Annotated in this window: 11 protein-coding genes and 2 pseudogenes; 6 read left to right on the top strand and 7 right to left on the bottom strand. The window is 61.1% G+C overall.

The annotated features are described in order from the left end of the window. Window positions 1-26: 26 nt before the first annotated feature. Window positions 27-596 carry an elongation factor P gene (locus LOY35_RS08725; protein ID WP_007955690.1) on the top strand — a complete coding sequence of 190 codons (570 nt, stop codon included), beginning with the start codon at window positions 27-29 and terminating at the stop codon, window positions 594-596. Window positions 597-680: 84 nt separating this feature from the next. Here LOY35_RS08725 and LOY35_RS08730 read toward each other — a convergent pair whose 3' ends face one another. The 3 genes from LOY35_RS08730 to LOY35_RS08740 all read right to left on the bottom strand — a co-directional run bounded on the left by LOY35_RS08730 (window position 681) and on the right by LOY35_RS08740 (window position 3,070). After that, a complete protein-coding gene (locus tag LOY35_RS08730; protein WP_258631962.1) occupies window positions 681-1,694 on the bottom strand; it encodes an alpha/beta hydrolase in 1,014 nt (337 codons plus the stop codon). A 35-nt stretch (window positions 1,695-1,729) separates the two neighbouring features. Beyond that, on the bottom strand, window positions 1,730-2,149 hold the full coding sequence (locus LOY35_RS08735; RefSeq protein ID WP_024776690.1) for an organic hydroperoxide resistance protein: 420 nt from the start codon (window positions 2,147-2,149) through the stop codon (window positions 1,730-1,732). A gap of 459 nt (window positions 2,150-2,608) precedes the next feature. Further along, complete coding sequence (locus LOY35_RS08740; RefSeq protein ID WP_047701538.1) at window positions 2,609-3,070, bottom strand: MarR family winged helix-turn-helix transcriptional regulator; 462 nt, start codon at window positions 3,068-3,070, stop codon at window positions 2,609-2,611. Window positions 3,071-3,197: 127 nt separating this feature from the next. On the opposite strand from LOY35_RS08740, the pseudogene LOY35_RS08745 reads away from it, so the two are divergent. Further along, a pseudogene (locus tag LOY35_RS08745) lies at window positions 3,198-3,964 on the top strand (sulfite exporter TauE/SafE family protein). Here LOY35_RS08745 and LOY35_RS08750 read toward each other — a convergent pair. Beyond that, window positions 3,954-4,808, bottom strand: a complete 855-nt coding sequence (locus LOY35_RS08750; protein WP_258633525.1) for a LysR substrate-binding domain-containing protein — start codon at window positions 4,806-4,808, stop codon at window positions 3,954-3,956. The pseudogene LOY35_RS08745 and the gene LOY35_RS08750 overlap by 11 nt on opposite strands. 97 nt (window positions 4,809-4,905) lie before the next feature. On the opposite strand from LOY35_RS08750, the gene LOY35_RS08755 reads away from it, so the two are divergent. Together LOY35_RS08755 and LOY35_RS08760 are read left to right on the top strand one after the other, a co-directional pair. Then, on the top strand, window positions 4,906-5,124 hold the full coding sequence (locus LOY35_RS08755) for a DUF1127 domain-containing protein (RefSeq protein ID WP_258631963.1): 219 nt from the start codon (window positions 4,906-4,908) through the stop codon (window positions 5,122-5,124). 64 nt (window positions 5,125-5,188) lie between these two features. Further along, window positions 5,189-6,417: pseudogene (locus LOY35_RS08760) on the top strand (winged helix-turn-helix domain-containing protein). A 111-nt stretch (window positions 6,418-6,528) separates the two neighbouring features. Here LOY35_RS08760 and LOY35_RS08765 read toward each other — a convergent pair. Beyond that, the gene (locus LOY35_RS08765; protein ID WP_047701535.1) at window positions 6,529-7,875 is read right to left on the bottom strand and encodes a class II 3-deoxy-7-phosphoheptulonate synthase; all 1,347 of its coding nucleotides are present in this window, start codon (window positions 7,873-7,875) and stop codon (window positions 6,529-6,531) included. A 139-nt stretch (window positions 7,876-8,014) separates the two neighbouring features. Between LOY35_RS08765 and LOY35_RS08770 the strand changes: the two genes are divergently transcribed. After that, window positions 8,015-8,770, top strand: a complete 756-nt coding sequence (locus LOY35_RS08770; protein WP_258631964.1) for a spermidine synthase — start codon at window positions 8,015-8,017, stop codon at window positions 8,768-8,770. A 65-nt stretch (window positions 8,771-8,835) separates the two neighbouring features. On the opposite strand, the gene LOY35_RS08775 is transcribed toward LOY35_RS08770, so the two are convergent. Continuing rightward, window positions 8,836-9,060: a hypothetical protein gene (locus tag LOY35_RS08775; RefSeq protein ID WP_258631965.1), complete on the bottom strand. Its 225-nt coding sequence runs from the start codon at window positions 9,058-9,060 to the stop codon at window positions 8,836-8,838. Window positions 9,061-9,171: 111 nt separating this feature from the next. Here LOY35_RS08775 and LOY35_RS08780 point away from each other — a divergent pair, with 111 nt between their 5' ends. After that, entirely contained in the window at window positions 9,172-10,845 is a 1,674-nt protein-coding gene (locus LOY35_RS08780; protein ID WP_309475901.1) for a DEAD/DEAH box helicase, read from the top strand. Between the two features lie 198 nt (window positions 10,846-11,043). Here LOY35_RS08780 and LOY35_RS08785 read toward each other — a convergent pair whose 3' ends face one another. After that, window positions 11,044-11,811: a class III extradiol ring-cleavage dioxygenase gene (locus tag LOY35_RS08785; protein ID WP_258631966.1), complete on the bottom strand. Its 768-nt coding sequence runs from the start codon at window positions 11,809-11,811 to the stop codon at window positions 11,044-11,046. Between the last annotated feature and the right edge of the window lie 51 nt (window positions 11,812-11,862).

Raw genomic sequence — 11,862 nt, forward strand, 5'->3', positions numbered from 1 at the left:
TTCCCATCCAAATTCGGATATTCGCAATGAAAACTGGTAAAGAACTCAAACCCGGTACCGTGATTCGTATCGACAACGATCCTTGGCTGGTTCAGAAAGCTGAATTCACCAAGTCGGGTCGTAACAGCGCGATCATGAAGACCAAGCTGAAGAACCTGCTGACCGGTTACAAGACCGAAACCGTTTACGGTGCGGACGACAAACTGGACGACGTGATCCTCGACCGCAAAGAAGCGACCCTGTCCTTCATCAGCGGCGACTCCTACACGTTCATGGACACCACTGACTACACCATGTACGAGCTGAACGCCGAAGACATCGAAAGCGTTCTGCCATTCGTGGAAGAAGGCATGACCGACGTCTGCGAAGCCGTGTTCTTCGAAGGCCGTCTGGTTTCCGTAGAGCTGCCGACCACCATCGTGCGTCAGGTTGACTACACCGAAGGTTCCGCGCGCGGCGACACTTCCGGTAAGGTGATGAAGCCTGCCAAACTGAAGAACGGTACCGAACTGTCGGTTGCTGACTTCATCGAGATCGGCGACATGATCGAGATCGATACCCGCGAAGGCGGTTCCTACAAAGGCCGCGCTAAATAAGCGAAGTCTTGTGTATGAAAAAGCCCGACCATTGAGTCGGGCTTTTTCATTTCTGCGAAGGCCTGTCAGGCCTTGCGTCACCTTTCATTTCAGGTGTTGTTTCAACTCTTCAGACACTTGCAACATCGCCGAACGCACCGCCGGCACCTGGCTGACCACGTTGAGCAAGCCATAGTCGTGAATCATGCCGTTGTAGCGTACCGCCGTGACCGGCACGCCGGCCGCATCCAGTTTACGTGCGTAGGCTTCACCTTCATCACGCAGCACATCGGCTTCGGCGGTCTGCACCAGCGCGGGCGGCAGGCCCTTGAGTTGTGCGGTGCTGGCCCGCAGCGGCGAAGCGTAGATCTCGTTACGTTGTCCGGCATCGGTGGTGTAGTTGTCCCAGAACCATTTCATCATGTTCTTGCTGAGGAAATGTCCCTCGGCGAATTGGTTGTAGGACGCGGTCTCGAAGTTCGCATCGGTCACCGGCCATAACAGCGCCTGAAAGCGGATTGCCGGCGTGCCCTTGTCCTTGGCCATCAAGGCCACGACGGCTGCCATGTTGCCGCCGACACTATTACCCGCCACGGCCAGGCGTTTGCCGTCGACATTGATCTGCTTGCCGTGCTCGGCTACCCACTTGGTCGCGGCATAGGCCTGGTTGATCGCCACTGGGTAATGCGCCTCGGGGGAGGGCGTGTAGTTGACGAATACCGCCACGGCTCCGGATCCCGCCACCAGGTCCCGAACCAGGCGTTCATGGGTCGGGAAATCTCCCAGAACCCAGCCACCGCCGTGGAAGAACATGAACACGGGCAACTCACCCTTGACCCCGGCCGGGCGAACGATGGTCAGGCTGATCGACTGGCCATCGACCTGGATGGTCTTCTCGCTGATATCCGCCTTGGGCAAGGTCAGTTTCACCCCCGCTTGGGCACCAACCAGCACCGCGCGGGCATCCTTCGGCGACAGTTGTTCCAGGGGCTTGCCGGTGCCGGCATTCAATGCGTCGAGAAACTTCTGGGTGTTGTGCTCGACGATGCCATCGGCGAAGGCGCTGCTGACGCCAAGTGCGAGAAGGGTACCGGTCAGGGCCTTGGTGAACGTGTTCATGGGGAATCTCCTTGGGTTCGGTCCGGATCGGTGGGTTAAACGGTCACATGCAGGCGAACATCAACGTTGCCGCGGGTGGCGTTGGAGTACGGGCAGACCTGGTGAGCCGCGTCCACCAGGCTTTGCGCGTCGGTCTGGTCCAGGCCGGGCAAGCTGATGTGCAGGTCGATGTCGAGGCCGAAACCGCCGGGAATCTGACCGATGCCGACATGGGCGGTGATCGAGGCATCGTCCGGGATCTTGCGCTTGCTTTGGCCGGCGACGAATTTCAGGGCGCCGATGAAGCAGGCCGAGTAGCCGGCGGCAAACAGTTGTTCCGGGTTGGTCGCCGCACCGCCGGCACCGCCGAGTTCTTTCGGGGTGGCGAGTTTGACGTCGAGGATGTTGTCGCTGGAGATCGCACGACCATCACGGCCGCCGGTGGAGGTTGCGATTGCGGTGTAGAGAGTTTGCATGATGAGAGCCTCGTTTTTGGGTTTTCGTTTGCGCTAAATGTTTGCGCGCTAAGTAGGTGTGAGGCGAATATAGTTCGCTAATATTTTGCGCGCAATATAAATTTTCGATCAGTTTTCCATTCTTCAAGCCCGATAGTCAGGAAAGCCTTGAGTTAGAGCTGTTTGGTCGGGATAATTTTTTTAGCGGAGGCTGGAGCGACGCCATCGCGAGCAGGCTCGCTCCCACAGGGATCCGTGGTGGACGCGATTTCTGTGGACACTCAGAACCAGTGTGGGAGCGAGCCTGCTCGCGATAGCGGAGTGGCTGTCACAAAGATATTGAATGTGCCGCCGCCATCGCGGGCAAGCCCGGCTCCCACAGGGTCTGGTGGCGTATGCAAAGGCTGCATACACCCCAAATCCAGTGTGGGAGCGAGCTTGCTCGCGATAGCGGTGGGTCAGTCGAAGAGGGGGGATGGGTTACAGACTGTCCTGCAAGTGGCTGCGCAGTGCTTGCAGGTCCAGTTGCAGCTTTTTCAGCTGTTCCAGTGTCTGGCCGCTGGCGGCGAGGATGCACTGGGGGATATCGAGGGCTTTTTCATGGAGTGCGCGGCCCTGTTCGGTGAGCTCGACAATCACCACGCGTTCATCTTCACGGCTGCGGGTGCGGCTCAGCAGGCCTTCAGCTTCCAGGCGCTTGAGTAGCGGCGTCAGCGAGCCGGGGTCGGTGAGCAAGCGCGTGCTGATTTCACCGACGGTCAAGCCGTCTTTTTCCCACAACACCATCATTGCCAGATACTGCGGATAGGTCAGGCCCAAGGCTTGCAGCAACGGCTTGTAGACCTTGGTCATCATCAGCGACGTGGAATGCAGGGCAAAGCAGACCTGATTGTCGAGCAACAGGGCTTCGCAGGGTTCGGGGGTGTCGCGTTGGGGGCTCATGGCAAAACCTTCAATCGATAATCCAATGAATCTAGCGTGCGAACCTTTAAGGCGCCAGATAATTCTGACGCTCTGATCAGATGTTACGTTCCCCCACTGGCGCCGACTGCGTAGGATAGACGCCCTGATGAAGGGGGAATCGTCTGTGATCGAAGTTGCATTGTATTTGGTGTTGGGGGCCGCGTTGGGCACCTTGGGGGATTATTCGGTATTGGCGGTGGGCTGATTGCGATTCCTGTGTTGGGCGTATGGTTCGGTCTGGACCAGCAGCTCGCCCAAGGGACCGCCCTGGTGATGGTGGTTCCCAATGTGATGCTCGCGCTGTGGCGTTATCACCAGCGCAATCGCATCGAGTTGCGTCACGTGCTGCCACTGGCTTCCACGGGCTTCTGCTTTGCCTGGCTCGGCTCGATCTGGGCCGTCGGGGTCGACGCCGAAAGCATGCGAATCGGCTTCGTCGCGTTCCTGGTCGCCCTGGCGGCCTATAACCTGGTCCGTATGTTTACCGCCACCGCACCGGCTTCGGCGCAGATGCGTCACGGCTGGCCATGGCTGGGCGTGCTGGGGGCGGCCTCCGGGACCATGGGCGGTCTGTTCGGTGTCGGCGGTGCTGTCGTTGCGACGCCGATCCTGACCAGTCTGTTTGGTACCAGCCAAGTGGTCGCCCAAGGGCTATCGCTGTCGCTGGCCTTGCCCAGTACCGGCGTCACCCTGGCCACCTATGCGTTCCACCATCAAGTGGACTGGTCGATCGGCTTGCCACTGGCCGTCGGCGGTTTGCTGAGTATCAGTTGGGGCGTGAAGGTCGCCCACGCCATGCCGGAGCGGCTGTTGCGCGGGCTGTTCTGCGGGTTCCTGGTGCTGTGCGCGGTGCTGCTCGCCTTTAAAGTTTGAAGCCTTCGACGATGTGCTCGGCCAGGCACTCGGTGATGGGCGATGGATTGTGCAGGTTGCGGATCAGCATGATGCTGGCTTCAGGCAGCTCCGGCAGGTTTTCGGTCTCGCCGAGCACGCGCATGTCCGGTGTCAGCAGGCTCTCCAGTTGCGCGGTGATCGCCAGTCCCGCGCCCACCACCGCCATGAGGGCCGACAGGCTGGAACTGTTGTAGGCCACGCGATATTCGCGGCCCATGGCATCCAGCGCATTGCAGGCCCATTGTCGGCAGAAGCAATCGCTATTGAACATCGCCAGTGGCAGCGGTGTTTTCTCATGGGCGCTGAAACACGCGGCTTCGGCCCAGACAAAGCGCTCCTTGCGCAATAACTGGCCGATTTCATCTCCCGGTTTACGGGTAACGATGGACAAGTCCAGGTCCTGTCGCAGCAGCAACTGCTTGGACGACTCGCAGTGCACTTCAATTTCGATCAGCGGATAGAACTGGGCGAAGCGCTGCAAGATGCCAGGCAGGAAGCGCATCACGTAGTCATCCGGCGTGCCGATGCGCACGGTGCCGACCATATGCGGTTCACGCAGGGTGTTGAACACCTCGCTGTGCAGCTTGAGGATGCGCCGGGCATACCCCAGCAGCACCTGGCCTTCGGCGGTGAGCTTGACCTGGCGCCCGTCACGCTCGAATAACCGTCGCTGCAATACATCTTCCTCGAGACGCTTCATCTGCATGCTGACGGCGGACTGGGTGCGGTTGACCAATTCACCGGCGCGGGTAAAACCGCCCTGGTCGGCGATGGCGACGAAGGTCCGCAGCACTTCCGTATCGATGCTCGGGTAACTCGACAATTGATCAATCTCCGAGATGTATTGCATAAGAAACATTCGTTGGATTGATCTTAGCCTTGGCGCGAGACTTGAACCACCCCCAACGGAGGACATCACGATGAAAGGTCAGAAAGGATACGTATCGATAGACAGGCATTCATTCCATTTTTCCCTCAGCGATCTGCTGCGCAAGTTTAGCCGCTGGTATGAATTGCACCACGAGCGCGAATTACTCGCCGGTCTGAGCGACGAGGCGCTCAAGGACATCGGCGTTAGCCGTGCAGATGTAGAACAGGAAGTGGTTCGGCCATTCTGGGATGACCCAATGCACAAATGAGCCATCCCTCCCTACACAAACCGATAACTGGTGAGGTAGGTTGCGAGCAGAGAAGGAGATCTCCATGCCCGCGACTGTATCCTTTACCCTCAAACAGGCCCGGCGTCTGGCGTTGGCCGCCCAGGGATTCAATGGGCGGCTGCCGCCGGCTTCGGTGCAACCCTCGCGTCTCAACCGCCTGATCGAACGCCTCGGCGTGCTGCAGATCGATTCGGTCAATGCCCTGGTACGTTCGCATTACCTCCCGCTGTTTTCCCGCCTCGGTCACTACAACCCCGATTTGCTCGATCAAGCAGCCTGGAGCCAGGGGCGGCGTCGCACCTTGTTCGAATACTGGGGGCATGAAGCGTCGTTGTTGCCCCTGTCGATGTATCCGCTGATGCGCTGGCGCATGGCTCGCGCGGCCCGTGGTGAAGGCATCTATCAACAATTGGCGCGGTTCGGCCGTGAGCGGCAGGATGTCATCCATCGCGTCCTGGCGGCGGTCCGGGACCAGGGCGCCCTGGGCGCCGGGAGTCTGTCCACACGTGCGGAAAAGGCCGGTCCCTGGTGGGACTGGAGTGCCGAGAAGCACGCGTTGGAGTGGCTGTTCGCCGCGGGTGAAGTCACGGTGGCCGGGCGGCGCGGTTTCGAGCGGCTCTACGACTTGCCAGAGCGGGTACTTCCGGCATCGGTCCTGGAGCAATCGGTTCCGGACGAAGCCCAGGCCCAACGCGCCTTGCTGCTGCATGCCGCCGGGGCACTGGGTGTCGGCACCGAAAAAGACCTGCGTGACTATTTCCGCCTCGATCCGGCCGACAGCCGTGCGCGCCTGGCCGAGCTGGAGGAAACCGGTGAGCTGTGGCGCTGCCAGGTGCAAGGCTGGAAGCAACCGGCCTGGTGCCTGCCGGACGGGAAAATTCCCCGCAACGTGACGACCAGCGCCTTGCTCTCACCGTTCGATTCGCTGGTCTGGGAGCGCAATCGTACCGAACGGCTGTTCGACTTCCGTTATCGACTGGAAATCTACACCCGGTCCATAAGCGAGTGTATGGCTACTACGTGTTGCCGTTCCTGCATAACGAACGCATTGCCGCTCGGGTGGACCTGCGGGCGGAACGGGCCCATGGCCGGTTGGCGGTGCACGCGGTGCATGAGGAGCAGCCGGGGCTGGACGAGGAGGGGATACAGGTGTTGGCGATGAACCTGCGGCGCATGGCCGACTGGTTGGGGTTGGAGCGGGTTCAGCTCAATTGCCAGCGGGCGAGTGGGGTTCGGTTGGCGGGGGCGTTGGCCGAAATCTCGGGTGATTGATCCGGCCCCATCGCGAGCAGGCTCGCTCCCACATTGACCGTGCTGTTCACAAATGTTGTGTTCACCGAATCACCTGTGGGAGCGAGCCTGCTCGCGATGGTTTGAAAGACGCTAGCGCCGAACCTGCTTCAACGTCTCGGCAATCAAGAACGCCAGTTCCAGCGACTGGTCGGCATTCATCCGCGGATCGCAATGGGTGTGATAGCGGTCCGACAGCCCATCTTCGGTAATCGGCCGCGCGCCGCCGATGCACTCGGTGACGTTCTGCCCGGTCATCTCGATGTGAATGCCGCCGGCATAAGTGCCTTCGGCTTCGTGGACCTGGAAGAACTGTTTCACTTCGCCGAGGATCTGTGCGAAGTCCCGGGTCTTGTAGCCGCTGCTGGCCTTGATGGTGTTGCCGTGCATGGGGTCGGAACTCCACAGCACCTGCTTGCCCTCGCGTTGCACGGCTCGCAGCAGTTGTGGCAGGTGATCGCCGACCTTGTTCGCGCCCATCCGCGCAATCAGGTTCAGCCGGCCCGGGTCGTTGTCCGGGTTCAGTACGTCGATCAGGCGGATCAGGTCGTCGGGGTTCATGCTCGGGCCGACCTTGACTCCGATCGGGTTGTTCACGCCGCGCAGGAATTCGACATGGGCGCCGTCCAGCTGACGGGTGCGGTCGCCGATCCATAACATGTGGGCCGAGCAGTCGTAGTAATCGTTGGTCAGGCTGTCACGGCGCACGAACGCTTCTTCGTAGTTGAGCAGCAGCGCTTCGTGAGCGGTGAAGAAGCTGGTTTCGCGCAGTTGCGGCGAGCTGTCCATGCCGCAGGCGCGCATGAATGCCAGGGTTTCGTCGATGCGGTCGGCCAGGTGGCTGTATTTTTCCGCCAGGGCCGAGTTGGCGATGAAGTCCAGGTTCCACTTGTGCACCTGGTGCAGGTCCGCAAACCCGCCCTGGGCGAAAGCCCGCAGCAGGTTCAAGGTGGCGGTGGACTGATGGTAGGACTGCAGCAGGCGTTCCGGGTCCGGCACGCGACTCTGCTCGTCGAAGCCGATGCCATTGACGATGTCGCCCCGGTAGGCCGGCAGGGTGACGCCGTCGATGGTTTCATCGTTGGCCGAACGCGGTTTGGCGAACTGCCCGGCCATGCGTCCGACCTTGACCACCGGGCAACCGGCGGCAAAGGTCATGACAATTGCCATCTGCAGCAGGACCTTGAAGGTGTCGCGAATCTTCGCCGCCGAGAACTCCGCGAAGCTTTCGGCGCAGTCGCCGCCTTGCAGCAAAAAGGCCCGGCCCTGAGTGACTTCGGCGAACTGGCGGCGCAGTTCCCGGGCTTCCCCGGCAAACACCAGCGGTGGGTAGCTGGCGAGGGTCTGCTCGACTTGTAGCAGGTGCGCCGCGTCGGGGTAGCGGGGTTGTTGCTGGATCGGCAGGGCGCGCCAGCTGTCAGGGCTCCAGGGTTGGCTCATCGTGATCTCTAGGTGGTTGACGCTCGGACGGCCATGTTATCAGCAAAGTTATCAGCAAATTAGTGCGTGACCTGTTCCCGTCGCTTGGTCGACAATCGCGCTTTTGCCGCCGCCCGCCCGGCAACCATCAGGAGATGAAATGACAGAGGAGCGCGTCGAGCATCTGCTCGCCGAGGTGCACGACGAGTTCGGCATGATCCGGGTCTTCGAAGTGGCCGATTACCGGTTTCTCGAATTCGGCGATGCCATCGAGCAGAGCTGCGTGTTCACGGCCGACCCCAGCTGGCTCGAATATGACTACACCCGCGCGATGCTGATCGGTGCGTTGTGCCACGAACAGCCGGAAAGCGCGCTGTTCCTGGGCTTGGGCGCCGGTACGCTGACCCAGGCCTGCCTCCGGTTCCTGCCGCTGGAAGACGTCGAGGCCATCGAACTGCGCCCCGATGTGCCGCGCCTGGCCATCGAATACCTGGGGCTGGATGATGATCCACGGCTGTACATCCGTGTCGGCGATGCCTTGGAGTTGTTGGAAACCGCAGAACCTGCGGACCTGATCTTCGTCGACCTCTACACCGATGTCGGCCCCGGCGTCGGCCACTTGGCCTGGGGGTTTCTGGAAGACTGTCAGAAGCGCCTGAACCCCGGCGGCTGGCTGGTGATCAACCAGTGGGCCACCGACGACGGCAAGCCGCTGGGCGCGGCGTTGTTGCGTGGCCTGTACCACCGTCATTACTGGGAGCTGCCGGTCAAGGAGGGCAATGTGATCCTGATCGTGCCGGCGGACCTGGAACAGGCAATGGACATGGAAGGACTGATCGCTCGTGCCGAAGCGTTGGCGCCACGGCTGGGCTATTCGTTGCTGCCGTTGATCAAGGCTATCCGCCCGGCAACCTGAGGCAGTTGGAGAACCCTGTGGCGAGGGGATTTATCCCCGCTCGGCTGCGAAGCAGGCGCCCGACGTCAAACTTTATAGGTCTGCTTTGCAGCCCAGCGGGGATAAATCCCCTCGCCACATTCCCAGATGAAACGTTTTAGCTGCCCTAAAAAAATCTCCCTTTTCAGGCGAATTCCGGTATAGTGCGCGCCGGCCTTTAGCCGGGCCGCGTCAAGGTAGCGCAATTTCGAAGCCAGCTTCGATTGCATGTCCACACAACGGATGCTTCCACGACGTTCTTTTTCATTCATTCGTTTTCGCAAATCCCCGCCGACAAAGCTGCCAGGGCGACTCTTGAGTCTCAACACGGCATGTGCAGCTTTGGAGCATGGGTCTTTGCGGATGCACTTAGAGGCAGACCCATGACCCAGGAAATCGGCGGCTTCGCCGCTCTTGAACTTCATCCCAATATTGTCGCTGCAGTAGTCGCTACCGGCTATGAAGAGCCTTCGGCCATTCAGCAGCAGTCGATCCCGATCATTCTCGCCGGTCACGATATGATTGGTCAGGCGCAAACCGGTACGGGTAAGACCGCCGCGTTCGCCTTGCCTATCCTGCACCGCATTGATCCGTCCAAGCGCGAGCCGCAAGCTCTGATCCTGGCCCCAACCCGTGAGTTGGCGCTGCAAGTTGCAACTGCTTTCGAAACCTACGCCAAGCAAATGCCGGGCGTAACGGTTGTGGCTGTCTACGGCGGCGCGCCGATGGGCCCACAATTGAAAGCCATCCGTAATGGCGCACAGATCGTTGTCGCCACACCGGGCCGTCTGTGCGACCACCTGCGTCGCGACGAAAAAGTCCTGGCTACCGTGAACCACCTGGTTCTCGACGAAGCCGACGAAATGCTCAAGCTGGGCTTCATGGACGACCTGGAAGTGATCTTCAAGGCCATGCCGGAAACCCGTCAGACCGTACTGTTCTCGGCCACCCTGCCGCAGTCGATCCGTGCGATCGCCGAGCGTCACCTGAAGGACCCGAAACACGTCAAGATCCAGAGCAAGACCCAGACCGTCACCGCGATCGAACAGGCCCACCTGTTGGTTCACGCCGACCAGAAGACCTCCGCTGTCCTCAGCTTGCTGGAAGTGGAAGACTTCGACGCCCTGATCATGTTCGTGCGCACCAAGCAAGCGACCCTGGACCTGGCCAGCGCCCTGGAAGCCAAAGGCTACAAAGCTGCTGCGCTGAACGGTGACATTGCCCAGAACCAGCGCGAGCGCGTGATCGATTCCCTCAAGGATGGCCGCCTGGACATCGTTGTGGCGACCGACGTGGCTGCCCGTGGTCTGGACGTTCCGCGCATCACCCACGTGTTCAACGTGGACATGCCGTACGACCCTGAATCCTACGTTCACCGTATCGGCCGTACCGGTCGTGCCGGTCGCGAAGGTCGCGCACTGTTGCTGGTGACTCCGCGCGAGCGCCGCATGTTGCAGGTGATCGAGCGTGTCACCGGGCAGAAGGTGGCTGAAGTTCGCCTGCCGGACGCCCAGGCCGTTCTCGATGCCCGCATCAAGAAGCTGACCAACAGCCTGTCGCCGCTGGTGGCTGACGCCGAATCGACCCACGGTGATCTGCTCGATCGCCTGACTGCCGACATCGGTTGCAGCCCACGTGCCCTGGCCGCCGCCCTGCTGCGCAAGGCCACCAATGGTCAGGCGCTGAACCTGGCTGCCATCGAGAAGGAACGTCCCCTGGTGCCGAACAACGCGCCACGTGGCGATCGTCCCGAGCGTAGCGGTGACCGTCCGGACCGTGGCGACCGTGAGCGTCGTGCACCGATCCCGCTGGCCGAAGGCCGTGCCCGTTGCCGTACCGCGCTGGGTGCCCGTGACGGCATCGCCGCCAAGAACCTGCTGGGCGCGATCCTCAACGAGGGTGGCCTGGCCCGTGAAGCCATCGGTCGCATCCAGGTGCGTGACAGCTTCAGCCTGGTGGAACTGCCGGAAGATGGTCTGGAGAAATTGCTGACCAAGCTCAAGGACACTCGCGTAGCCGGCAAGCAACTCAAGCTGCGTCGCTATCGCGAAGACTGATCGACCCTTGGGTTGATTGATCGAGCATGAAAAATCCCCGACTGGTTCGGGGATTTTTTATGTCTGTCGTTTGGTGTTCGGTCGGTTGATAGTGTTGTCCCTTTCGCGAGCAGGCTCGCTCCCACATGGGATCTCTGCGGCCACCCCAAACCCTGTGGGAGCGAGCCTGCTCGCGAAGAGCACGACTCGGTCCATCGATCAATCGAACCGGTAGATGTCCATCCCCAGCGTTCCCATCGTGAACCCCTCATGGGTCACGCTGAACCTGGCGCCGGCACCCCGGGCGAAATACAGCGGCAGAAGGTGCTCGTCGCTGGGGTGGCTGCGCACGGCATTGGGGGCCTGGCGGCGGTAATCATGCAGGGCGGCCTCGTCGTCGGCCGCCAGTTTCTCCACGATCCAGTCGCGAAAATCCTTCGCCCAGGGCTCGATGCTCTCGGGGCCTGCGTTCCAGTCGAGGTCGCGCAGGTTGTGGGTGATACTGCCGGAGCCGATCAACAGGATGCCCTGCTGGCGCAGGCTCGCAAGCGCCTGGCCGACTCGTGTCTGCAACGCGGGCCCCTGGTCGCTGGGCAGGGAAACCTGCACCACCGGGATGTCGGCCTGGGGATACATCAAGGACAGCGGCACCCAGACGCCATGGTCCGATGGCCGCTGGGCGTCGAGCCGTGCCGGCAGGTGCGCGGCGTTGAGCAGGTCCTTCACTTGGGCGGCCAGTTCCGGATCGCCCGGCGCGGGATATTGCACCTGATACAAAGCCGGCGGGAAGCCGCCGAAGTCGTGCCAGGTGCGTGGTTGCGGATTGGCGCTGACCAACAGTTCGCTGCTTTCCCAATGGGCGGACACAATGACGATGGCGGTGGGCCTGGGCAATTGCGCGGCCAGGCGAGCCAGCGCCGGACCGCTGTCGCCGGGCTCGAGGGCGAGCATCGGTGAGCCGTGGGAGATAAACAGGCTGGGCAGCATGGACGAGCTCCTGAGCGTTAAGATGTGAACATCTTCTGTCAGGTCAATGAT

Source organism: Pseudomonas sp. B21-028 (genome assembly GCF_024749045.1).
In the GTDB taxonomy this organism is placed as follows: Bacteria; Pseudomonadota; Gammaproteobacteria; order Pseudomonadales; family Pseudomonadaceae; genus Aquipseudomonas.